At 33.2% G+C, this 25,381-nt stretch carries 21 protein-coding genes; 3 read left to right on the forward strand and 18 right to left on the reverse strand.

Annotation, left to right across the window (positions count from 1 at the left end; translation table 11 throughout):
- Window positions 1-16: 16 nt before the first annotated feature.
- The 5 genes from CLV33_RS14035 to CLV33_RS14055 all read right to left on the reverse strand — a co-directional run bounded on the left by CLV33_RS14035 (window position 17) and on the right by CLV33_RS14055 (window position 9,651).
- Complete coding sequence (locus CLV33_RS14035) at window positions 17-724, reverse strand: hypothetical protein (RefSeq protein ID WP_105474439.1); 708 nt, start codon at window positions 722-724, stop codon at window positions 17-19.
- A complete protein-coding gene (locus CLV33_RS14040; protein ID WP_105474440.1) occupies window positions 721-6,132 on the reverse strand; it encodes a T9SS type A sorting domain-containing protein in 5,412 nt (1,803 codons plus the stop codon). The genes CLV33_RS14035 and CLV33_RS14040 overlap by 4 nt, the downstream gene beginning before the upstream one ends.
- 13 nt (window positions 6,133-6,145) lie before the next feature.
- Window positions 6,146-8,377, reverse strand: a complete 2,232-nt coding sequence (locus tag CLV33_RS14045; protein WP_105474441.1) for a hypothetical protein — start codon at window positions 8,375-8,377, stop codon at window positions 6,146-6,148.
- 23 nt (window positions 8,378-8,400) lie between these two features.
- On the reverse strand, window positions 8,401-8,934 hold the full coding sequence (locus CLV33_RS14050; RefSeq protein ID WP_105474442.1) for a T9SS type A sorting domain-containing protein: 534 nt from the start codon (window positions 8,932-8,934) through the stop codon (window positions 8,401-8,403).
- Between the two features lie 72 nt (window positions 8,935-9,006).
- Entirely contained in the window at window positions 9,007-9,651 is a 645-nt protein-coding gene (locus CLV33_RS14055; protein ID WP_146109746.1) for a hypothetical protein, read from the reverse strand.
- 490 nt (window positions 9,652-10,141) lie between these two features.
- Here CLV33_RS14055 and CLV33_RS14060 point away from each other — a divergent pair, with 490 nt between their 5' ends.
- The gene (locus tag CLV33_RS14060; protein WP_105474444.1) at window positions 10,142-11,422 is read left to right on the forward strand and encodes a carboxypeptidase-like regulatory domain-containing protein; all 1,281 of its coding nucleotides are present in this window, start codon (window positions 10,142-10,144) and stop codon (window positions 11,420-11,422) included.
- Between the two features lie 81 nt (window positions 11,423-11,503).
- Here CLV33_RS14060 and rimO read toward each other — a convergent pair whose 3' ends face one another.
- On the reverse strand, window positions 11,504-12,805 hold the full coding sequence (gene rimO, locus CLV33_RS14065) for a 30S ribosomal protein S12 methylthiotransferase RimO (protein ID WP_042242528.1): 1,302 nt from the start codon (window positions 12,803-12,805) through the stop codon (window positions 11,504-11,506).
- A gap of 207 nt (window positions 12,806-13,012) precedes the next feature.
- Between rimO and CLV33_RS14070 the strand changes: the two genes are divergently transcribed.
- Complete coding sequence (locus CLV33_RS14070; protein WP_105474445.1) at window positions 13,013-14,086, forward strand: serine hydrolase domain-containing protein; 1,074 nt, start codon at window positions 13,013-13,015, stop codon at window positions 14,084-14,086.
- On the opposite strand, the gene CLV33_RS14075 is transcribed toward CLV33_RS14070, so the two are convergent.
- Window positions 14,083-15,741 (reverse strand): amidase family protein, encoded by a 1,659-nt coding sequence (locus CLV33_RS14075; protein WP_105474446.1) that lies wholly within the window; start codon window positions 15,739-15,741, stop codon window positions 14,083-14,085. The genes CLV33_RS14070 and CLV33_RS14075 overlap by 4 nt on opposite strands.
- 203 nt (window positions 15,742-15,944) lie before the next feature.
- On the opposite strand from CLV33_RS14075, the gene CLV33_RS14080 reads away from it, so the two are divergent.
- Window positions 15,945-16,631 carry an rRNA adenine N-6-methyltransferase family protein gene (locus tag CLV33_RS14080; protein WP_105474447.1) on the forward strand — a complete coding sequence of 229 codons (687 nt, stop codon included), beginning with the start codon at window positions 15,945-15,947 and terminating at the stop codon, window positions 16,629-16,631.
- Window positions 16,632-16,784: 153 nt separating this feature from the next.
- Here CLV33_RS14080 and ftsY read toward each other — a convergent pair whose 3' ends face one another.
- From ftsY to recR, 11 genes are all read right to left on the reverse strand, one after another.
- The gene (ftsY, locus tag CLV33_RS14085) at window positions 16,785-17,738 is read right to left on the reverse strand and encodes a signal recognition particle-docking protein FtsY (protein ID WP_105474448.1); all 954 of its coding nucleotides are present in this window, start codon (window positions 17,736-17,738) and stop codon (window positions 16,785-16,787) included.
- Between the two features lie 461 nt (window positions 17,739-18,199).
- A complete protein-coding gene (locus CLV33_RS14090; RefSeq protein WP_081956207.1) occupies window positions 18,200-18,352 on the reverse strand; it encodes a DUF4295 domain-containing protein in 153 nt (50 codons plus the stop codon).
- A gap of 35 nt (window positions 18,353-18,387) precedes the next feature.
- The gene (rpmG, locus tag CLV33_RS14095) at window positions 18,388-18,570 is read right to left on the reverse strand and encodes a 50S ribosomal protein L33 (RefSeq protein ID WP_042242510.1); all 183 of its coding nucleotides are present in this window, start codon (window positions 18,568-18,570) and stop codon (window positions 18,388-18,390) included.
- Between the two features lie 24 nt (window positions 18,571-18,594).
- Window positions 18,595-18,831: a 50S ribosomal protein L28 gene (gene rpmB, locus CLV33_RS14100; protein ID WP_042242507.1), complete on the reverse strand. Its 237-nt coding sequence runs from the start codon at window positions 18,829-18,831 to the stop codon at window positions 18,595-18,597.
- An 82-nt stretch (window positions 18,832-18,913) separates the two neighbouring features.
- The gene (locus CLV33_RS14105) at window positions 18,914-20,164 is read right to left on the reverse strand and encodes a competence/damage-inducible protein A (protein WP_105474449.1); all 1,251 of its coding nucleotides are present in this window, start codon (window positions 20,162-20,164) and stop codon (window positions 18,914-18,916) included.
- Window positions 20,164-20,505, reverse strand: a complete 342-nt coding sequence (locus tag CLV33_RS14110) for an Hpt domain-containing protein (RefSeq protein ID WP_105474450.1) — start codon at window positions 20,503-20,505, stop codon at window positions 20,164-20,166. The genes CLV33_RS14105 and CLV33_RS14110 overlap by 1 nt, the downstream gene beginning before the upstream one ends.
- Window position 20,506: 1 nt before the next feature.
- Window positions 20,507-21,118 (reverse strand): fumarylacetoacetate hydrolase family protein, encoded by a 612-nt coding sequence (locus tag CLV33_RS14115; protein ID WP_105474451.1) that lies wholly within the window; start codon window positions 21,116-21,118, stop codon window positions 20,507-20,509.
- A 132-nt stretch (window positions 21,119-21,250) separates the two neighbouring features.
- Entirely contained in the window at window positions 21,251-22,024 is a 774-nt protein-coding gene (locus CLV33_RS14120) for a 3'-5' exonuclease (RefSeq protein WP_042242498.1), read from the reverse strand.
- A gap of 86 nt (window positions 22,025-22,110) precedes the next feature.
- A complete protein-coding gene (locus CLV33_RS14125) occupies window positions 22,111-23,451 on the reverse strand; it encodes a dihydrolipoamide acetyltransferase family protein (protein ID WP_105474452.1) in 1,341 nt (446 codons plus the stop codon).
- Window positions 23,452-23,540: 89 nt separating this feature from the next.
- Window positions 23,541-24,635 carry a glycosyltransferase family 2 protein gene (locus tag CLV33_RS14130; protein WP_105474453.1) on the reverse strand — a complete coding sequence of 365 codons (1,095 nt, stop codon included), beginning with the start codon at window positions 24,633-24,635 and terminating at the stop codon, window positions 23,541-23,543.
- 8 nt (window positions 24,636-24,643) lie between these two features.
- On the reverse strand, window positions 24,644-25,261 hold the full coding sequence (gene recR, locus CLV33_RS14135; protein WP_045372723.1) for a recombination mediator RecR: 618 nt from the start codon (window positions 25,259-25,261) through the stop codon (window positions 24,644-24,646).
- Between the last annotated feature and the right edge of the window lie 120 nt (window positions 25,262-25,381).

A 25,381-nucleotide genomic window follows, 5' to 3' on the forward strand; every position in this document is an offset into this window, starting at 1 on the left:
TTAAGTTAAGACTTAACTAGAGTACCCTAAACTGAAAAATACCAGACATTGAAGTATTGCCTACAGCGTCTTTAGTAACGATTTTCCAGTAATAAATTGCCCCACTAGTAACAGATACATTTAAAGCGCTAGCTGTAACATCGGTTGCATGAATATCTGGATTGTTATTAGTACCAAGATAAACATCATAACTAGCTATATCGTTATCAACATCACTTCCCGTCCACCTTAAAGTAACATTACCCGAGTTTACAGATGCTGCCATTGCTGGCGCATTAATTGTAGCAGGAAATGGCGCATAGGTTTCTACTCCAGGACCAGAGTTGTAGAATTTCCAGGTTTCACTTTCGGCAGTTACGGTGCCACGTTTAGAAACCACATACCAAGCATAAGGTGTTGCCCTGTCGAGTACTATACCAATTTTATCTTCGTTTGAATCTTGTTGAATGGAGGAACCATCCACTAAATTAGTTACAAAAACTGTGTAAGATTCTGCTATCTCACTTGCTTCCCATTCAAAAATCACAGTACTCTGTGTTGGTGTTATATCTGCCCCTATATTACACAAACCGTCCTTGTGTGGAAACTGTAAATTTACTGTTAGTCTTTCTATTTGGCTAGGTGCTTCCGGATCTAGAGTATCTGGGTCTGGATCTATGGTAGAAGGGCTGCTACAAGCTAACAACAAAAGGTTTAGACTAAATATATAAATTACTCTTTTCATTTCTTAACAATTTTAAAGTTAGAAACAGAATTATTAGACTGTATAAATACCGTATACAAACCGGTGTTAAAAAAAGCTGTATTTATACTGATACTTCCTCTACCTTTTACATCAAATTCTTTTAAAAATACCATCTGTCCTATGGTAGAATATATACTTACCTTAACATTATCGCTGTCCATTTCACCTAAATATATATTGAGTTCGTTTTGAAATGGGTTAGGATGAACAAGCACAGTGTTTAACAGCAAAATGTGTTCTTCATGCTCGCCCTGGCAAGGTAAATCAGTAGAAATTTTTATGGTATTTTTTCCATTTTCCAGTTGCAACGTTAATTGAGATTTTCTGGTTGTAAACTTTAAGCCGTTAAAGTCTACATAATAACTAGAACTCCCATACATATTTACCGTAACTTCTTTTCCGTTTTTGTGTTTAGCTGTAATAACATCTAAATTTGCTGGGTGGTTGATTACTACATCAAAACAACGTTCAAAATTTGGTAATTCTTCTGAAGTTATACACAATCTGTAAGTTCCTGCAAGCAGGTTAAGAATATCTATTTCGTTAGTAAACGTGTAATTTCTATCAAAATCATCACCAACCAAATGCGCTTTGTATTCATAAAGTTCTTTAGTAGTTATGGTTATCTTTCCATCGTTATTATTCAAACAGGTTTCATCTGTAATCAAAATTGTAAAATTATCTTCTGGCAGTATAGAGAAACGACACCCAAATAAATCTACGGCCTCACCAAATGGTGTGCCAGGGCACAAATCGTCTTCATTTGCAACACCATCATTATCTGCATCGTCACAAACAGTTTGATAGCTTGCTGTGATATCTTTAAACCAATCATCATAAGTGCCATCAACATTTGATATTACTGCAATAGGGTCGTCAACCAGAATGCATGTTAAATCTGGATTATTTGAAGCATTAAAGACCTCTAACATGGCATTGGCGCCGTTTTGTATGTTTAGCCTATCTTGTGTAAATGCATTGGAGGAACAAAATAATTCTATTAATTTATTATTAACCGTAACATCTAAAGCTTCTATTTGATTGGAAGAACAATTAAGCCTTTGTAAATCTAACAGTAAGCTTACATCTAACGTTGTAAATAGGTTCTCTGAAATATTGAGTACTGTAAGGTTTAAATTTGAGCTTGTATTTATTTCTAATAAGCTATTATTTGAGAGATCTATAACACGTAATTCTATTAGATTAGAAATATCAATGGCTGTGAGTTGATTGTTTGATGCATTTAAATTATTTAGTAGTATGTTTTCACTTAAATTAATTGTTGACAATAGATTACCATTAATATTTAAACTTGTAAGAGATACAAAACCTTCAATACCGGTTGCATCAGTAATTTCTTTTTCTGGAACGCTAAGAGAAAACAGGTTTTCAATACTTGCAGTTGGTACATAATCATCTAAAGGCCCAAGATCATAGCCCAAATCAATTAATGCTTGCTCAAAATTATCATCGGGCACATAAGTTTCTCCAAAATGACAATTTATAGCATATTGCGTAGATGTATCTTTTAACCATGTAACACCAGCAGGACTTGTACCAGCATCGGTTTGTATACAAGTTAAATCTGGATTATTTTGCGCATTTAAATTTGAAAGGTTAGGGTTTTGCCCATTTTGTAAGTTTAAAACTTCTAAAGCGTTTACAGCACAACTTAAATTTGTGAGTGCAGTATTTGTAGTAACATCTAATTCCAAAATACCATTACCATCACAATTAAAACTTTGAAGCGCTGGAATTAAACTGGCATTAAACTCAGTAAACTGATTATTGGCAACATTTAGGCTAATAATATTTGGGGTTTTAGTTACATCTAAATTTGCGAGTACGTTATTAGAACAATTAATTACAGTTAAGTTTACATTGTTAGTGATATTTAATTCACTTAACGCATTATTTGAACAATTTAAATTTTCTAAAGCAGTAAAATCTTCAATACCTGTTAAATCTGAAATAGTATTTCCGCTAACATCTAAAATTGTTACTACTTCTATATTTGCCGTTGGTACGTAATCGTCTAAAGCACCTACATCATAACCTAAATTAATTAAGGCCTGTTCAAAATTATCATCGGGTACATAGGTTTCTCCAAATCTACAATCTAAACTGTATGCTGTAGTTGCATCCTTTATCCAATTGGCTCCAATATTGTTTACATCATCAACTTGAATACAGGTTAAATTTGGGTTTTCAGTTGCACTAAAACTAGATATTTCAGTATTAATTCCATTTTGAATATTAATGAAGCCTAATTGATTACCACTCACATTTATTGTGATTGAATCTGGACAAAAATCTAATGGGTTATTGGTATTTTGAGTTGGGCATGCTCCCAACCCAATACTTGATAAATCTAAAGCTCCCGTAAGTTCATTATTACTACAGTTAAATGTTTTAAGTTGATTTAGGTTATTAGATAGTTGCAAACTTGTAATAGCATTATTACTAATATTCAATTCAATTAAATTAGTATTGGCACCAACATTTATAGCTGTGAGTGCATTACTACTCACTGACACATATTTAACAGAGGCTAAATTGTTTAATACCGAATTGAGTTGATTTATTTGGTTGTTATTTAAAATTAAACTTTCTAGAACCGTAGATGCCAAATCGTCTATTTCTGTTAATTGATTTTGAGATCCAGAAAGTGCAATTAAATTTGTATTGGCAGATAAATTCACATCAACCAACTCATTATCCGAAAAGTCTAAAACTTCTAAAGCAGCGTTTGCACTAATATCAAGTAAACTTAAACCGTTGCTTCTACAGTTTAAAGTTGTTAGTGCCAAACATTGGCTAACTTCTAAAGTAGAAAGTGCATTGTTATTACAATTTAGCGTATTTAGAGTTGAATTATTAACCGCATAACTCACGAAATTTGAAATTTGATTATTATCACAGTTAACCTCAATTAAGTTAGCGTTACTACTTATATCTAAGGTAAGCAAACTATTATTAGAACAATTTAATACTTCTAAATTTGCATTAATGGATATATCTAAATCGGCTAAACTATTGTTTGCACAGAACAATTTTATTAAACTTGGTGTTCCTATAGTGTTTAAAACACCGCTTACATTAGCTGGATTGTTGGTTAAGAAATAATTTGAACCACAGTATAGTGCTTCTAAATTCACCATTCCGCTCACATCCAAATCATTTAGATAGTTATTGCTGCAATCTAATTCGGTTAACGATAAAAATGCTTGGATACCTTCTAAACTTTCAATGTTTTTACCACTAACATTTAAGGAGGTAACATATTCGATATTAGCCGTTAGCACTTGATTGTCTGGAACTCCAGTATCTATACCTAAATCTATTAATGCTTGCTCAAAATTATCATCGGGAATAGATGTAAATCTGTTGTTTTCACAATTAGTATTGTAATTGGCTATTGCATCTTTAGTCCACCCTACTGGAATATTTCCTATTACAGCGACATCAACATTAATACAAAACAAATTGGGGTTATTTGTGGCGTTAAAGTTGGTAGTATTGGTATTATTTCCATTTCTAATATCCACAAACTCTAGTACATTGTTATTACAAATAATGCTGGTTAATGCTGCATTTGCAGTTAAATCTAAATGAACTATACTATTGTTAGAACAATTAAAAGTTTCTAAAGCTAGAAAATCTTGAATACCCGTTAAGTCTGTAATATTATAACCGCTTACGTTAAGGATAGTTTCCCCTGTAATATTTCCCGTTGGCACATAATTATCAAGCAGTCCTACATCAAAACCAGCATTAATAATAGCTTGCTCAAAACCATCATCTGGCACATAAGTTCCGCAATTTATAGCATAAGTAGCCATTGCATCTATAGCCCAAGTTACTCCAACTGGAACAACACCTGCATCAGTTTCAATACAAGATAAAGCTGGATTGTTTGTAGCACTTAAATTGGTAAGATTTCCATTCTGTCCGTTCTTCAAATTTAAAACCTCTAAGGCATTAGCCGTACAATCTAAATTTATAAGAGCTGTATTGTTACTTATATTTAAGGTTTTAATAGTATTGTTTGAACAGTTTAAACCTGCGAGAGAAAAGTTAGTGCTTAAATCCAATTCATTTAAATTATTAAAAGATATATTTAGGTTAACAAGATTTGTATTTGTACTTAAATCTATACGTTTCAAGTTATTGTTTGAAGCATCAAGATTGGTTAACGCTAAAAGGTTTGAAACATCTACACTTTCAACAGTATTCATATTAAAGTTGAAAGTTTGTAGCGCCACGAAATCTTCGATACCAATCAAACTATTAATATTTGCATTTGACACATTTAATGTTGTAATTGTATTAATATTTGCAGTTAACACTAAGTTATCTAATACATCATCTAAGCCCTGATTAATTAAAGCTTGCTCAAAGTTATCGTCAGGAACGTAAGTATAAATATCATCGCACATGGTTTCTGTGTAATACGTCCAATCGTCTTTTATCCAAGCAGCATTTGGTGTAAAACCCGTATCAACTTGAATACAAAATAGATTTGGATTACCTTCTGAGGTGAATAAAGTTACCAAGTCATTAAATCCATTGGAAAGATATAAAGACGTTAATTGATTGTTTGATACATTAATTGAAGATGGCCCTTGGCATAGCGTTACAGGATCGGTTTGTGGATCTGGACAAGCAACTGTATTAATAGTACTTAAATCTAGGTTAGAAATTGAATTATTTGAAGCATCTAATGTTTTTAGATTCGTATTTGCAGATGTATCTAAAACTGTAATTTGGTTTGAAGCGCAAAACAGACTTTCTAACTTAGTGTTATTTCCAATATCTAAACTACTTATTCTATTATTTGAAATAGATGCGGAAGTTAAATTAGTATTTTGGCTAATATCAATATCTAAAATTCTGTTATTAGCACATCTTAAATCTATTAATAACGGATTATTTGAAACATTAAGTATAGAGATTTGATTGTTAGAACAATCTATATCTTCTAAATTTGCATTAGAAGATATGTTTAAACCGGTCAATTTATTAGATGCACATAATAAGGTTCTTAAATTAATATTATTAGAAACATCAAGTGTAGATAAATTATTGCCGTTACAAATAAGCGTTTCCAGGCTATTAAAATCTTCTATCCCAGATAAAGTATTAATACCAAGACTACTAACTGTAAGAGAAACTACAATGTTAACTCTATCTGTAAAAACCAATGCATTAGCATCTACACCATCACCTAAACTAGCATCGTCGCCAACAGCTACTTCATTGCCATTAATATCATGGGTTTCTAAATAATGTTCAAAATTAGCATCAGGTATAGCTGTTTTTTGAGCATATAGAATATAACCGCAAAAAGGTGTCAGTAATAAAAAAATTAAATACTTTTTTTTCATGTATTAGAATATTCTATTTCTTTTTTTCAGCAGATAGGAGTAAGTCTTTTTGATATTGCAATTCGGTTTTTGCTTCTTCGTAGATTTTACTCATAAAGGTTTTCTTGTAAGCACTATCACTTCGTACTTTATCAAAAAACTCTTTTGCCATATCATTTTTCCCTAACCTTTTAAGCATAGCTTCTGCTTGCAACATAGCATCTTCAACATCTTGTTCGGTAATTTCTAATTTACTGATATCTTCTAGTGCCTTCTTTTTTATATCAGATATATTTGTAGCTTCATATTTTGGCGCTATAGGTGTTTTTGAAGTATTATTAATTTGAGCTTGCTGATTAACAGTTAAATTCCCTTCTTGGATATTAGTTATGCGCTCTAAAATAGTGTCTATTTGTTTTTTTAAATAACCAATTTCTTCTGCTTGAATATTAACTTTTTTGTCCAGTTCCTCTAAAAGCGCACTACTATCGTTTCTATTTAAACCCACTGCAACGTTTACATAACCAAAACCAGAAAGATTTACAGACCATGCAGTACCTACAATATCCTTAATTTGAGATATTTTTATTTTATTTGGAGCCACAGCGATACCAATACCATCATTTTTGCCACTAGGCAATATATAATCGCCAATATTAACTCTTCCAAATACTTTGGTAGGCACTTGCCCCATAAAAGCAACTTTTTCGTATTGAGCCTCACGATCAGGCTGTGGCATATTTCCTAAAACAATAGGCTTATATGATATTACCAATATACGCTCTGCATTACTAATATTCTTCGATATTTTTCCGCCATTAACCCCAACTATATCACCATAGGTCATAGCTTCATTATTATCTTTTCTCAATAAGTATTCAGCATAATCGCCAGCACCAGATGCGTAGGTTACACCTTGAAATTTGCTCTTATTTGCATTGTACCATACAATATTTGCAATTGAGGCAATTTCAACTACGGTTGCTGCTATTTTTTCTGCGATAGAAGACACTAACTCCACTTTGGCACCTGCGTTTAGAGATGGAATAGGTAATGTAACCCCAGGTACAGGGCCAATAACTGCTGTGGTAGAAGTAGCAGCAGCTACATTATTAGAAATAGCTACGGTTGAGCTACTAAATGCCGTAAAAAGATCGAATGTAGAAGAAGCAGTGTCGTAGGCTAATTGAAATTGAGTAAAAACATGATCTGCATTATTGCCAAATTCACCTGGTGTTTCCCCTTCAATACGTCCCCACATGGTAGGGTTTGTAGTAGTAACATTAGCTCCTGAGTTTGCAGGACTTGATGAAGCCGTTTCGTCCCAAAAGGATATAAAATTATTGTCGTTGGTTCTACCTTCATTAATCACTATGGCTAAACCTTGCTTGCTTCCCTCAATTTTTACTGGATAACTATTAATGTCTGTATCATCATCGTCATCTAAAGTTGATGTTATCGTAATTTGTGATGTTGGAGTCATACTAATACTACCACTTAAATTTGTTGACTCATTAATCGTCAAATTATCAGCAACTAAACTTGTAAAGGTTGATTCTCCAACTACAGTTAACGAGCCATTTAATACCGTTGGCGCATTAGCATCACCGTTTGGAGGCCCAACCAATGGGTCTCCTACATTTAAAGCGCCAGATAAATTTGTGGCACTCTGCCCGGTAACATTTAAAGTGTTATTTAAATTCGTTTCACCATCCACATTTAAATTTCCTGAAAAATTTGCAGGATTTCCATCCTCTATATTAAGTGTACTATTAATGGTTGTTGGGCCATTAACGGTTAATTCTCTATTTAAAAACGTATCGTCATCTACCTCCAAAGTACCAGTTGCTGTAATATCCCTATGAGCCACATAAGGTACATAGGTTAACTTTTCTACACTCATATCTACAAAACCATCACCGTTTTTAAAGTCAACTTCAACTTTTAAGGATTTTGGGTCGCCGTTCCAATCAATCTTTTCAAAATCATCATGATTTTCAGCACCTATAATTAAGTTTATTCTACCAAACTCATCGGTGGTTGTATTTTGTATTTCTGTAAATTCTACAACACCACTACCAGGAGCTATAATCGAAAGTTTAATTGCAATATCTGTAGTGGGCAAATAATTGTCTTGAGAATCTACACCAGGTAATTCTAAAGCATCAGGACCTATAATAATAGCTTGATAAGAGATCCCATCAGTTTGTGCAAAGACACCATTAGAAATAAATAAAAATAAAATTAGGGTAATTATGCGTTTCATAACATTTTGGTTTTAAATAGGTGCTATATTTTTATAAGTTTTGAATTAAACAACTTTCCGTTTGAAATGGCTTTTAAGGTATATGCGCCCGTGGATAATTTTGTAAGGTCTATTCGTAGTTTTTTTGAAGGTGAAAATTTCTTAACATAGACTAGCTTTCCTAAAACATCATAGACTTCAATTTTTATATCTTTTGAAACACTTTCGCTAAATGAAATTTGAATATCATAATCGAAAGGATTAGGATATACTATGGCCTTTAAACTACTGAAAGCACTTTTAGTAACTGTAATAGGTTTGTGTGGTTGCTGAAACCCTTGGCGTAAATAATAACCATTATTAACAGATGTACCTATAACGCTAGATTGTCCAATACTTTGGCTTACTGTGTAAGTACCTTTAGTGGTTTGAAACGTTTTGGAAGAACCTCCTACACCAACATTAGAGCGAATAATTTTATATCCTTTGTTTTTTGTCGCAGATTGCCCATGCAGTGTTGGTATTACCCAAATCGCCAAAAGTAAAAGCCCGATATTTTTTATCAATTTTCCTTTCATTTTTCAAACAAAGTTTACTCTAAACTAGATTAATTAATCTTTATATACTAGGATGTCCATTGTTTGTCCACCTTAAAAATCGCAATAGCACGTTGGTAAATTAATGATGAAACCAATACCAAATTGGTGTGCATTCAACGTTAATTTTTCAGCGCTAATCCCACTATTTATCAATATTGAACTTCCGTAGTTATAGCCTGCAACTATTGCAGCACGTGTAGAAATAGGGTATTGCATACTCACCCCTGCCCTTAAGAACAAAATATTGTTATTAAACTCTTCTTCACCAACCAAATTAAACACATCATTGTTTATGGTTTGAGTACCTCTAATTAAAAATTCTGAAGCTATAGACCCATTTGCAAAAAACATTAAATCGTTCCATTGAAATAGTTTTATATCCGTACCTGCTTTTATACCCAAATAACTCACATCCCACTCAAAATAATTATCTACACTATTTTCGCTTCCTATGGCACCGTAATTATTAAAAGTTAGCCCTCCTCTTAGAAATATGGTGTTTGCTTTATTTAAAGTATGGCGGTATCCCATACCAAAATAAGATTTGGACTGTGACAATAAATTGTTTAAGCGCTGTCCTTGAGAATTTTCATAGTCAAATGCTGAAATGGTTTGTCCGTAATCCATATAAAGTTGTTGACTATTTATGGAGCCTGTTGAATAAAAAAGAAGTAGAGTAAATATTAACTTTTTCATATTTAACTTTTAAAATTGTAATTGTGAAAGAGCGCTATACCAATACGAAAGAAAATTACAGCTAGTAATTTTTATAGTTGTCTTGTCCATACTTAAAAGTGATAAGACTAGACCGTAGATAAAAATTAAAATCCAATCAACATGCACCAAAAGCAATACCATCAAGGGGTTTCATATTTTTAAGTTAGGCTATTCCAATGTAGATATATAGACAGGATAAAAAAAATAAAACTGCATTTGTCCACCTTTTGTCCATTTAAAATTATTTTTTTTAATGAGGACAAACAGCTATAAACAAAAAACAAAGGTTTTATAACAAGTATTAATTATGTAATAACACTAGTAATGTTAAGGCCAACATATTGGCCCGAACAAAAACCTTAACAAACACAAGAACAGCGCATTAAAAAGTTAATTTTTATGTTAAAAACTATGTAAGCAAGAGATAAAAAACTCTTTTTTTAGTATCTTAGAAAGTAAAAACAGAAAAATGAAAACTACAGCCTTAACACCTATCAAACTGTGCATTCTATTGCTCATGTGCGTTTCACTTACTTTAACCGCACAAGACACACAGGCCATTAAAGAAATAAGCGGAAAAGTTATTGATGAAGATAACAAAGATGAATTGATATTTACAGATATTGTTGTAGATGGCACCAATATAAGTACAGTAACCAATTCTGACGGCGAATTTCTTTTAAAGATCCCTTACAAATACCTTGATGAAAAATTAATTATTACGCATTTGGGATATGAAAGAAAAATACTAAACATTATAGACTTAGGTACCGATGAAAAAATACTTTTAAAACCAAGTGTTACAGAACTAACTACTGTAAACATAGCTGTCCCTCAATACGATGCTAGAACTTTGGTTGTAAAAACATTGGCTAATAAAAGTTCTGCTTACAACGATAAAAATGCTTTAATGACTGCATTTTACAGAGAAACCATAAAAAAAAGACGAAGAAATGCATCTCTTTCCGAGGCTGTTGTTAAAATTCATAAACAACCCTACAGTAGCCTTCGCAACGACCATATAGAATTAATTAAGTCTAGAAAAAACACAGATTACAGTAGATTAGACACTTTAGCTTTAAAGTTACAAGGCGGTCCTTTTAGTAATTTATATACAGATTTGGTAAAATACCCTGAATTTATATTTACCGAAGAAGATATTGAACTTTACGATTTTAATTACGAAAACTCTACAAACATTAATAAAAACCTAGTATATGTTGTGAATTTTAAACAAAAACCTAGAATTGACACACCTATGTATTACGGCAAGCTTTATATTGATGCCAACACCCTTGCTCTAACTAGTGCAGAATACAGCTTAAATGTTCGCAACAAAGAATTATCTAGCCGTATGTTTGTTAGAAAAAAACCCAGAAGAGTAGATGTATACCCTACAGAAGCCCTGTATAAAGTTAAATATAGAACACAAAACGGAAAATGGCACTATGCATACAGCAACATAGGATTAACATTTAAAGTAAACTGGGAAGGAAAATTATTTAATAGTGTTTACACTTTAAATAGCGAAATGGCTGTTACCGATTGGGAGATTCCTGATACTAAAATTGCTAAAACTAGAAGTAAAATGCTACGCCCTACTTCTATATTAACCGAACAGACTTCTGGATTTTCAGATCCTGAATTTTGGGGTGCTTACAATATTATTGAGCCAGAAAAATCTATTGAAAATGCTATTAAAAAAATAAAAAGACAATTAGATAGACGCTCTGAAAAGAATGAATCCTAAGGTTAGTTCCTTAAGACACTAAAGCCGATAAACATTAAAAATTTATCGGCTTTTTTTAGTTGTAATTTTTTAAATTATTATTTAAACAACCTCACCATACAAATCAAAATCTTCTGCTTCTGTAATTTTTACAGTAGTAAATTCTCCTGTTTTCAAATAGGTTTTAGTGGCGTCTATCAGCACTTCATTATCCACATCGGGAGAATCATATTCAGTACGTCCTACAAAATAATTGCCCTCCTTTCTATCAATAACTACTTTAAACTCCTGTCCTATTTTTTGCTGGTTCAATTCCCAAGAAATTTGGGATTGTATTTCCATAATTTGGTTTGCTCTTTCCATTTTAACCGCTTCGGGCACATCATCCTCTAAATTATAAGCATGTGTGTTCTCTTCATGAGAATAGGTAAAACATCCTAAACGCTCAAAACGCATAGCTTTAACCCATTGTTTTAAAGTTTCAAAATCTTCTTCGGTCTCTCCAGGGTATCCTACAATTAATGTGGTTCTAATTGTCATTTCTGGAACTTTCGTTCTAAAATCTTCTAACAGTTTTGTAGTTTTAGCCTTTGTAGTACCACGTCGCATGCTTTTCAAAATTGAATCTGAAATGTGTTGTAGCGGAATGTCTAAATAGTTACAAACTTTAGGCTCTCGTTTCATAACATCCAAAACATCCATAGGAAAACCAGTAGGAAAGGCGTAATGTAAGCGAATCCATTCTATTCCTTCTACTTTAACCAAAGCTTCAAGCAATTCAGCTAAATTTCTTTTCTTATATAAATCTAAACCGTAATAGGTTAAATCTTGAGCAATTAATATTAGTTCCTTAACACCATTTGCTGCCAGTTTCTTAGCTTCAACAACCAAATCTTCTATAGGCGTAGATTTGTGCTTACCACGCATTAACGGTATGGCACAAAAGGAGCATGGTCTATCACAACCTTCGGCTATTTTTAAATAAGCATAGTTTTTTGGCGTTGTAGTTAAGCGCTCCCCAATTAATTCATGCTTATAATCTGCACCTAACGCTTTTAATAAACTTGGCAGTTCTGTTGTGCCAAAATACTCATCTACATTTGGAATTTCTTTTTGCAAATCTGGCTTGTAACGTTCACTTAAACAACCGGTTACAAACACTTTATCCACATCACCATCCTCTTTTTTTTGCATAAATTCTAAAATAGTATTTACACTTTCTTCTTTGGCATTATTAATAAATCCGCAGGTGTTAATAACCACAATGTTACCGTCTTGCTCATGCACTACATCCTTTCCGCTAGCTTTAAGTTGCCCCATTAGCACTTCACTATCATATACATTTTTACTGCATCCAAGTGTAACTACATTAATTCTATTTTTTTTAAGCGATTTTGTGCGCATAGTATTTGTAAATCAGGGCGCAAAGTTAAGGAATGATTTATGATTTTACTCACTAATTTAAAATGATATCTCTTTTTAAAACAAATTAGATTTACGTTTTCATGGGAACGACAATTTCAACCGAAACCCCAATACGTTACATCGAGACTTTTCGTTTCAATTAAACCTTTTATATATTTGGAAGTCCTAAATTGAAAACCTATTGTTATGAAAACTACACCCTTCTGCCTATTACTTGCTTTGTTTATTTGTTTTGGATGTGCTTCTGAAGATGAAATTACAGCCCCCGATACTATTAATGATTCTATTTATTTTCCTCCGTTAAACTCAAACGAATGGCAAACAATACCTATCTCAGATTTAAATTGGAATGAAAATGAAGTGCAACCACTTTTAGACTTTCTTGAAGAGAAAAATACAAAAAGCTTCATAGTACTTCACAATGGAAAAATTGTTTTAGAAGCATACATGAACGGACACGACGAAACTAAACTATGGTACTGGGCAAGTGCAGGCAAAACATTAACTACAGCCATTTCTGGAATTGCACAAGAGGAAGGTATTATTAACATCAATAATAAAGTGTCTGACTATTTAGGTGAAGGGTGGACCAGTGCTCCTTTAGAAAAGGAAAACCTAATAACCTGTAAAAATTTATTATCTATGGATTCTGGTTTAGACGATAGCTTAGGTGATAACGTTTCAAAAGAAAATTTACAATATAAGGCTGATGCTGGAACGCGTTGGGCATACCATAATGTTTATAAAAAGATGCAAGATGTGGTTTCTAAAGCCAGTAATACGCCATGGAATAATTATTTTAACACCAAATTGAAAAATAAAATTGGAATGACTGGTACTTGGCTGCTAAGCAGCGATTTTAATGTGTACTGGAGCAATTCTAGAAGTATGGCGCGTTTTGGACTTATGGTTTATGCAAAGGGCAAGTGGGAAACCACCCAAATTGTTCCAGAACGTTTTTTAACTGAAGCTGTAAATACTTCTCAAAACATTAATAAATCTTACGGCTATTTGTGGTGGCTTAATGGTAAGGAAAGCTATTATTTACCTAGTAGCCAATTAGAATTTAATGGAAATTTAATACCTAATGCACCTAACGACATGTACGCTGCTTTAGGAAAAAATGATCAAAAAATATATGTTGTTCCTAGTAAAAAGTTAGTTATTGTAAGAATGGGTGATTCAGCTAGCGACGTTAATTTTGCACGTTCTGATTTTGATAATGAATTATGGGGCAAAATTAACGCCTTAATAAATTAATCGTAATTTATAGGTGTTTTGCGTCGTTTAAATGCTTGTTCGTAATTATAAGCCCAGTCTAGCAGTTGTTTTTCCATAAGAGGTTTGCCAATAAAGGTTAAGCCTTTAGGTTTACCTTCTACAGTATATCCCATTGGTACTGTAAGAGCTGGATATTCGGCAACCGCGGCAAAACCTGCATGATAATTATTTATAGATAAAAAGGCATCTAAATTATATTTAGCAAATGGTACATTAAAATACTGGCGCCCATTGGTTTTTAGGGTGTTTTTTATAATTAAAAATTCATCATCTGTAGCAATATCTGCCACAATACCGTAAAATAATTTTTGTCCGTAAGGCATCCTGTTCAAAGAATCTTTTAAATTAAAATTAATAACATCTTCAACCGTTTTTACAGTCACATCATTTCCTGCATAACTTGTTAAATAGTTTGGTAAATCAGTCTTCATATCTAAATTTAATAACCTTAAAAAATCTGGTAACTCAACATTTTCTTCATCAATATCTACAATTATGGCGCCTTTAGACTTTAAATCTGCAATAGCCTTTACATATAACGAGTCTTCTAACAAACGTTTTACAGCTCCAAAGCGTTTTCCCTTTAAAGTACTAGCCCCCAAATTGTTAGCAAAATAATAGCTATCCTGCTTAGGGTTTATAGATTTTGAATCGGTTTTATCGTATCCAAAAATAGCATCCAATAATATAGCAGTATCTGTAACATTTTTTGCCATAGGGCCAGCAGTATCTAAAGTTGAAGAAATAGGCACAATACCACTTCTACTTACCAAACCAATAGTTGGTTTTAAGCCTACCACAGAATTCTGACTAGCAGGCGATAATATAGAACCAGAAGTTTCGCTACCAATAGCTGCAACCGCAAAATTAGCTGCTACTGCTACGCCACTTCCAGAACTGGAGCCACCGGTATCCATAATGCGTCTGCCATATGGGTTTAATGTTTGGCCACCAATAGCGCTATAACCACTTGGGCAATCGCCACAAAAATAATACGCCCATTCGCTTAAATTAGCCTTTCCTAAAATTATTGCACCCTTTTCTTTTAAACGTTCTACAATAAAAGCATCATCGGTAGCATTGTGTTGCAATGCTACCGCTCCTGCTGTAGTTGGCATTCCCTTTGCATTAACATTATCTTTTAGAAGAATTGGCATGCCATATAATGAACGCATAAATTTTTCTTTTGAATTTGACTGAGCATAAATGTTTTTCACTTTATCAAACCCTTTTGCTTCTTTGATAACATTCGGATTTAAAGAAATAACCGAATTTAAAGACAACTCATTTTCCCTGTCATACTTTCTAATTCTATATAAATAAAACTTTACTAAATCTTCATAAGATAATTTTTGATTTAAAATATGCTGTTGAATAGTGGGAATATCCTGTTCTAAAATAAATGGTTTAAGGTTGTTATAAACTTCTTCTGTAAAGTTTTTTAGATCTTTTTCAAAAGGTTGCCACATGGCTTCATTATCAATATACTTCGAGTCTAAAACTTTAAACTCCCTAAAATCTTTGGTTGAAATTGCACTTACATCTGAGGTATCATCGGCCACCAATTGTTCTGATTGTGCGTTTTTACAATTGAAGAATAGCGAAAGAAATAAAAGGAAAGTAAAAAATCTCATAGTTAGAATTTTTTATAAAATACACTGGCAATTTAGAAAATTAAAACAATGCATTGTAAAGATGACGTATTGATTTTCAGAAAAATAAAATTAAAAAATCACTTTTGGTAAACATATTGTAAATATTTTTTTTGTATTTTGTTTAAAATTATCATCCTAACGCCCTCATAATCTACCAATTATACGCCTTAATTTTTAGATAAATGAGCAAGTTTGTTGATGTAATCGTTAAAATTGATAAGAGTAATAATTTGCAACTCTTATTAAAGCCTGCAAAATTTGTTTATAAATATTATTTAGATTTAAAACTAAACCTATCTATAATTAATGAACAATTTAAAGGGCTAGACTTCACAAAACAAGAAAGTTTAGAAAGTCTTGGCTTATCTAAAACTACTTCAAACTCTTATATGGCTGGAAGCAGTGGCAGGGTAAAACATGTTCTTAACAAACTCAACATTAAAGCTACCGATACCATTTTAGATTTTGGTTGCGGAAAAGGGAAAATGCTCTATATAATGTCTAAATACGCCTTTAAACAGGTTGATGGTGTTGAAATAACTAATGCTTTATCTCAAATTGCAGCTAATAACTTGCATAAATTAGGTGTTAAAAAATCTAAAATTTATAACTGCGATGCTAGTGATTTTAAGGAGCTTGATCTTTATAATTACTTCTACTTTTTCAATCCTTTTCCTGGAAATGTTATGGCAGATGTTATCGGCAATATTGAAGATAGCAATAAAAAGTATCCTCGAGAAATCACTATAATTTATTATGTACCCAATCATGAAAATGAAATTTTAAAGTCTGGTAATTTTAAAAAGATATTTAGCTATTGGGATGTATATGTTTATAAAAACAGCTTAGACTTAAAAAGCCTTTCTTAATTTTTATATCTAAAGAGATAACTAATGCTCTTCGCCTAAACCGTTTAGTAAAAGTTTAAGCTGTACCCAGCTTCAAGATTTGTCAATCCTATTAAAACAAATAGTATTATAACAATAATTTTTCTCATGAGAATTTTAATGCTAGAAGATTGATTACTTAAAAAACGAATCCACAAACTCATACTTATTAAACACTTGCAAATCGTCTACCCCTTCGCCTACGCCAATGTATTTAACTGGTATTTTAAACTGATCTGATATACCAATTACCACACCACCTTTGGCAGTGCCATCTAGCTTGGTAACCGCTAAAGATGTTACCTCGGTTGCTGCTGTAAATTGTTTAGCTTGCTCAAAGGCATTTTGCCCTGTGGAACCATCTAAAACCAATAATACATCATGGGGAGCGTCGTCTACCACTTTTTGCATTACACGTTTTACTTTAGTGAGCTCGTTCATTAAATTTACTTTATTATGTAATCGTCCTGCGGTATCAATTACAACAACATCGGCATTTTGATTTACAGCACTTTTCAAAGTATCAAAAGCTACGGATGCTGGATCGCTGCCCATAGATTGTTTTACAATAGGCACATCTACTCTATCTGCCCAAACCTGTAATTGGTCTATAGCTGCTGCTCTAAAAGTATCTGCAGCACCTAAAACAACATTGAGTCCTTGCTTTTTAAACTGGCTAGCTAATTTGCCAATGGTTGTAGTTTTTCCAACGCCGTTAACCCCAACTACCATCATTACATATGGTTTTTTACCTTCTGGAATAGTGAATTCTGTATCTTCGCCTGTATTGGTTTCTGATAGTAAGCCTGCTATTTCTTCGCGCAGAATTTGGTTGAGCTCGTCGGTTCCCAAATATTTATCTTTAGCCACACGAGCTTCTATACGTTCTATTACTTTTAGGGTAGTATTTACGCCTACATCACTACTTACTAAAATTTCTTCTAGATTATCAAGAACCTCATCATCTACTTTAGATTTTCCTGCTACTGCCTTACTTAATTTTCCAAAAAAACTAGTTTTAGTTTTTTCCAATCCTTTGTCTAAGGTTTCTTTTTTTTCTGAAGAGAATATTTTTTTAAAAAAACTCATGTGTTATTATTTATTCGTTTATGAGTTTAAACATTTAACTGTTCATACTCTTGCTAATATTTTAATAAAAACCTAAGCTATACTATTTATAGACAAATTAGGCTTTGCATTAGGGTTAGGTGTTGCACTTTCGGAATTCGAGTTCCTCAACGCAAGAGAGAGCGACTACCAAAAGCTCTACCTCGTAGGGAAAAACTACCTGCCAACCATAACCTGTTAAGCAACCAATTACCCAATAACAATTTTCCTGCCCTTAATTGAAACATGAAACATTGTCATTAAATCTCTGCAGTAAAGATACTTAAAGCAGATAAAATTTTAATAGTACTAAAAAAGAAATCCCGCTTTTTTGGCGGGATTTATTCGATTACACAACTTTAATATAAATTTGAAAGATGCTATCTCATTAAAAAAGCTGCTTTCTTTACGGAAAGCAGCTTTGTATATGGTGTTAGTAAAATTTATTTCTTATCTAAGAAATCGTTTACTAAATCTGGGCTCATTACTGATTCTACAAACATGTAGGCTCCTGTTTTGGGAGACTTAACCATTTTTATAGCTTTGGTTAATCTTTTAGATCCTGTTTGTAACGATGCTACTGCTTTTTTTGCCATGGCTTAAACTTTTTAACTCTACAATGTAAAGCTTATTACTTAATTTCTTTATGAACTGTCATACGCTTTAGTATTGGGTTAAATTTCTTTAACTCCATTCTATCTGGCGTGTTCTTTTTGTTTTTGGTTGTAATGTACCTTGAAGTTCCTGGTTTTCCAGACTCTTTATGCTCCGTACATTCTAAAATTACCTGTATTCTGTTACCTTTCTTTGCCATCTCTTGCTACTTAACTATGACTAATTATTTTAAAAATCCTTTAGACTTAGCTTCTTTTAAAGCAGCTGAAATCCCTATTTTGTTGATAGTTTTTAATGCAGAAGTAGATACCTTTAAAGTTACCCATTTGTCTTCTTCTGGAATGTAAAAACGTTTCTTAACCAAATTCGCATTAAATCTGCGTTTAGTTTTATTCATTGCATGAGACACGTTGTTACCAACCATTGCCTTCTTTCCTGTAAGTTCACAAACTCTTGACATTATTTTTAACTTTAAATTTGTTGTTGCTTAAAAACGAGGTGCAAATATACTAAAACTTTAAATTATGACAATTAAAATTAAATCAATTTTTTAAAATTTCTTTTTCTAGCATTTCAAGGGCTTTATTTACTGCTTTTTTTATAACACGTTTACGAGCCAAACCAAGCATAAAACGCTCTGAAACTACCCTATTTTTTGTAGCTATAGCAATAAACACGGTACCAACATCGGCATCAGAGTCGCCTTTTGAAGGGCCAGCATTTCCTGTAGTTGCCACACCATAATCTGCATTAAATAAGTCGCGTACATTTTTGGCCATAGCCTCTGCAACAGCGGCACTAACAACAGAATGTTCGTTTATAAGTGCTTTTGGCACACCCAGAACTTTAATTTTAGACTCGGTAGCATAGGTTACAACACCGCCATTAAAATAAGCAGATGCACCAGCGTTTTGGGTGAATTGTTCTGCAACGTTACCTCCCGTACAACTCTCGGCAACGGCTAGGGTTTTTCCAGAGTTTGTTAATCGTTTAGCTATTATGGCTTCTAAGGATTTGGCTTCATCTTCAAAACCAACAAAAGCATCTTCTATTAATGGTAATACTTTTTTTATTTCGGTATCAATTCGTTCTCGTACTTCAATTTCGTTAAATCCTTTAGAAGACAAACGCAAGCGCACACTACCCAATCTAGGTAAATAAGCTAACCTTACAGTTTTTGGCAATGCTTCTTCCCAAGCCTCGATACGATTTGCCAAGGTACTTTCACCTAATCCATAAGTTAATAAAGTTTTATGTAGAATAAAGGGAAATTTATATTTTTCCTTAAGTTTAGGAACTACTTTATTTACCAATAACTTTTTCATTTCAAAGGGAACACCTGGCAATGAAACAAATGTTTTTGGCCCTTTATCTAACCACATACCCGGTGCGGTTCCCAATTCATTCATTAACACCTTTGCTTTAGAAGGTACTAGTGCTTGATCTTTATTTACCTGAAGTAAGGTTTGGCGTACATATTTTTTCCAGATATCCTCGATATTTTTGGTAACTGAGGCATCACGAACCAGAGTATCATTAAAATACTCTGCAATAGTTTTTTTAGTAACATCGTCTTTAGTTGGTCCTAAACCTCCTGTAATAATAATGATGTCTACACGACTCTCAGCATCTTTAAAAGCTTGAAGAATATGTGCTTTATCGTCTTGTACCGAAGTAATTTGGTATATGGAAACTCCAATATTATTTAAGGTTTGCGCTATAAACGCAGAATTAGTATCAACAACCTGACCTATAAGAAGTTCGTCGCCAATGGTTATTATTTCCGCAAGCATTATATTCCAAAGTCTTCCTTAATCTCAGCAACTGTATTTTCAACTGCTGTGATTACTATTTCTAATTTGTCGGTAATATCTATATCTGTTTTAGTAAACTTACCCCAATCTTGCACTTCAATTAAATCTTGCAGTACACCTAGCTCAAACAAATCTATGGTTGGTTTCATTTTATGTGCCGCTTGATAGGCGGTTTGATAGTCTTTTTCTGCAACCGCCTTCTTTAAGCGTTCTGCGTCCTCAGGCACTTCTTCTAAAAAAGTTGCAGCCAAAGCCATAACAAAATCTTCATCATTGTCAGCTAGTTCTCGTACTCTAAATAATTTATAATGCTGTTCCATGTTATTTTACTATTATAGAAAATAATTCTTTATCGCCTATATATCCTTTTAATTTATCGTTGGCAACAACTTTACCTACTCCAGCAGGTGTGCCTGTAAATATAATATCTCCAATCTTTAAAGTAAAATATTTAGAGACATATTCTATCAATTCATCAATTTTCCAAAGCATATGGCTTGTATTTCCTTTTTGTACAATATTACCATTCTTTTTTAAGGAAAACTCAATAGTATTTACATCTTTAAACTCGTTTTTAGGCAACCATTGCCCCACAACGGCAGCTCCGTCAAAAGCTTTTGCTTTTTCCCAAGGTAGCCCTTTTGCTTTTAATTTACTTTGTAAATCGCGAGCTGTGAAGTCGATGCCTAAGCCAATTTCATCATAGTATTTGTGGGCAAATTTTTTGTCTATATACTTGCCTACACGGTTAATTTTTACCAAAACCTCTACTTCGTGATGTACCTCATCTGAAAAATCTGGGATAAAAAACGGCTGTTTCTTTAACAAAATGGCTGTATCTGGTTTTAAAAATACAACTGGATCAGTCGGTTTTTCATTCTCTAGCTCTTCAATATGTTCGGTATAATTTCTACCTATACAAATAAGTTTCATAAGTCCTGCCCTAGCCCCTACTAAGGAGGGGAAATTTTACTCTTGTGGTTAATATTTTCAACTTACAAATTTCTACTTTATAACTTCTAACTTCTAACTTCATGCCTCATGCTTCATGCTCCTAACTCCCAGCTAAAGCTTATTATTAAAACTTCTTAATTTTATTGCGGTTAGTACCTTTTTGGTATACAAAGGAAAATCGGCGTTTAACAACCAACCAAAATATCCAGGTTCCTTTTCTAGAACTTCTGTAACCAATTTGCCCTTATGCTTTCCGAAGGAAAAACATTCTTCTCCTTTTTTATTATACACTATAAATCCTGCAAAATCTGCAAACTTTTTTCTAGAGCTAAATTCGGCTAAAAATTTGGTGTCATTTTCCAGTTCGTCGTACTTTTTTATTTGTGCTTTAAGAACTTCAAAAGTGGCATTTGTATCTGCCTCTGCACTATGCGCATCATCTAAATTTTTATCGCAGTAAAACTTATAAGCAGCGCTTAAGGTGCGCTGTTCCATTTTATGGAAAATGGTTTGCACATCAATAGCCTGACGATTTTTCATATCAAAATCAACTTCTGCGCGTAGCATTTCTTCTGCTAAAAGTGGAATATCGAACCTATTAGAATTAAAACCGCCCAAATCTGAATCTTTAATTATGTTGTATATCTCTTTGGCCAGCTCCTTGAATGTTGGCGCATTTGCTACTTTAGCATCGTCTATACCATGAATGGCTGTTACTTCTTTTGGAATTGGCATTTCTGGATTAACCAACCAAGTTTTGCGCTCTTCGCTACCATTAGGAAATACCTTTAGGATGGATATTTCGACAATACGATCGTGTGTAATATTAACGCCTGTTGTTTCTAAATCGAAGAAGCAAATTGGTTTTGTTAGATTTAATTGCATTTTTTTTGATTGATTTCTTTTTCTGTTTTACAAAAATAAAAAAACCCAACCGTTTTAGGTCGGGCTTCAATTTATTTTAATCTTTTTTATATTTCTCTATTACTATCCCAAGCCTCTAGGTAGTCTTTAACAGCCTTAACAAACAAGCCACCAAGAGCACCATTTACAACCCTATGATCGTAAGAATGCGACAAAAACATACGGTAACGAATACCTATAAAATCGCCTTCTGCAGTTTCTATAACAGCTGGTACTTTACGTATGGCTCCCAAAGCTAAAATACCAACTTGTGGCTGGTTTATAATTGGCGTCCCCATGATGCTTCCAAAAGACCCTACATTGGTTACTGTGTATGTACCGTCTTTAATGTCATCTGGTTTTAATTGGTTGGTTCTGGCACGATTTGCTAAATTATTTACCTGCTTTGTAATACCTACTAAATTTAATTGGTCGGCATTTTTTATTACTGGAACTATTAAATTACCATCAGGTAATGCAGTGGCCATACCAAGATTTATATGTTTCTTTTTAATGATTTTATCACCATCAGCAGAAATATTTAACATTGGGTAATCGCGTAAGGCCTTTGCGATAGCTTCCATAAAAATAGGCGTAAATGTTAGCTTTTCGCCTTCACGTTTTTCAAAAGTATCTTTTACTTTTTTACGCCAATTCCAAATTTTTGTAACATCGGCCTCTATAAAACTTTGTACATGTGCAGAGGTTTGTAAAGAATCCATCATGTGCTGGGAAATAAGTTTCCCCATACGAGTCATCTCTATAATTTCATCCTCACCACTAGTAACAACAGGTTTTTGTTCTACTTTTGGTGTATTAGGAGTTGTTTTGGCTGCTACAGGCGCCACTACTTCTTTTTTAGGCGCTGCCCCTTTAGCCTGAGCTTTTTCCTTATTTTCTATGTAAGCTAAAATATCGTTCTTGGTTACCCTTCCTTCTTTTCCTGTTCCTGAAATAGCATCTAATTCCTGTTGGGAAATCCCTTCCTGTTTGGCTATATTTTTAACCAAAGGTGAATAAAAACGTTCGTTGCTAGATAGGGTTGGCGCAGTTGCACTAACTTCAGTTTGTGCCTTTTCAACACGCTGTGTAAGTTCGTTAACGACTTCTTCTTCAGGGGCATCGTCAACAAGCGCTTCAGTTGTATCAGAAGCTGGTATATCATCGCCTTCAGTTTCAATAACTGCCAATACCTGTCCTACTTGTACCACATCGTCTACTTCAAATCGTCGTTCCACTAAAACACCCTCAACCTCACTTGGCACTTCGCTATCTACTTTATCAGTAGCAATTTCCAGAACTGCCTCATCTAACTCAATAGTATCTCCAACTTCCTTTAACCAAGACGTTATGGTTGCTTCTGCAACACTCTCCCCCATTTTCGGTAATGTTAATTCAAACTTTGCCATTTCTTTAAATTAAAGCCTTTATTTTTTATTTCAATTGCAAAATTAATTAAAAATATGCAGTTTTGTTAAATTATTAATAACAAAAGAACTTAAAAACGCATCACTTCACCTCTACTTATAGCGTTATCGCTCCCTAAAATAAAGTTAGCGTTTTTTGGTAATATTTTATAAGTCCATTTTTTTGAGCCCGAGTATTTATGCATGATACTAATAATTTCTTTGTGATTTAAAAAATTAGCATCTAAAATTACCTCGGTTTCTACCTCAAAATTATCTATTTTATTCTTTTGTACCAGTATTTTTGGCAATACTTTATCTAAGTTTTCATAATGCGCGTTAGATATCAACACATACTGAAAAACAGATTTCTTTTTTTCTCGTTGTACTTTTCTAAAGAAATAGACTGTTCTAATCCCAAAGCTAACAAACATATCAAACAACAAATTCCTTTTAAAATGCTTTTTATAAAAAATCTGCATTGCGCCGTAAAAACGGCGTGCATAGTGCTTATCCCTTAGCGTGCTTTCACCTTTGTAATGAATTGCTACCACATCGCCACAATAATAATTTTTATAACCTGCTTTTAAAATTTTATATGATAAATCTATATCTTCACCATACATAAAATAATCTTCATCAAGCCCACCCACAGCGTTGTAGACATCTTTTTTTAAAAACATAAAGGCTCCAACCAATACATCTATTTCACCAGTATTATCCTCATGCAAATTCGAATAATATTGTGATGGATCGCCAAAAAGCTTTTTAAAAGCTGCTTTTATATAAGGTATATTTCGCTTGCTTTCGGGCAAAAACTCCCCCATGCCATTAATAAGCTTACAACCAACAGCTCCCATGCCTTTTTTACCTTCACAAAAAGCCAAAAGTTTTGCAAATGTATCTTCTGCTACAACGGTATCTGGGTTTAAGATGCACAAGTACTCGCCTTTAGCATGAGCCACACCAATATTATTACCTTTTGAAAACCCAAAATTATCTTTGTTTTCAATCAGTTTTACATCTGGAAACAACTGTTTAACCATACTACAGCTATCGTCTTCAGAATTATTGTCTACAACAATTATTTCGGCTTCAATAGCTTCAATAGCAGCAAGTACACTTTTTAAACAGAGTTCTAAAAAGTAACGCACATTATAATTTAGTATGACTATAGAGAGTTTCAAATAATTAATTAGAGCTTGAGAGAAGATTCAAACGGAACACGATTAACTATGCTCCTGCCTAAAGTAACCTCATCTGTGTATTCGAGTTCATCACCAATTGAAATACCCCGAGCTATAGTAGATGTTGTAATATTATAGTCTTGAATCTGTTTAAAAATATAAAAATTTGTAGTATCGCCCTCCATAGTAGAACTTAAAGCAAATATGATTTCTGACACATCGCCAGATTTCACTTTTTCTACCAGGCTATTAATATTTAAGTCGTGGGGGCCTATGCCATCTATGGGCGATATTTTACCACCTAAAACATGGTAGTGCCCTTTAAAAAAACTTGTGTTTTCTATAGCCATAACATCTCTTACATCTTCTACAACACAAATTATAGATTTATCCCTGTTGGGGTTCGCACATATTTCGCAAATATCTACATCGCTAATATTATTGCAAGATTTGCAAAATTTAATATTTGTTCTCATTTGCACTAAAGCTTGAGACAACGTATTGGTTTGCTCCTTTGGCTGCCTTAACATATGCAACACCAAGCGCAACGCTGTGCGTTTACCAATTCCTGGCAACTGCGACATTTCGCTTACTGCATTCTCTAACAATTTCGAAGAAAACTCCATAACTGCGAAAATACTATTTACACATCAATTTCACTAATTTTAAACTTCTCAATTAAAAAACTGCGTATTACATTTGTTTTTTTTTGGAGGACCTATTTTCAAAGCAAAACAACCTTATGA

Source organism: Jejuia pallidilutea, assembly GCF_002973595.1.
GTDB lineage: Bacteria > Bacteroidota > Bacteroidia > Flavobacteriales > Flavobacteriaceae > Jejuia > Jejuia pallidilutea.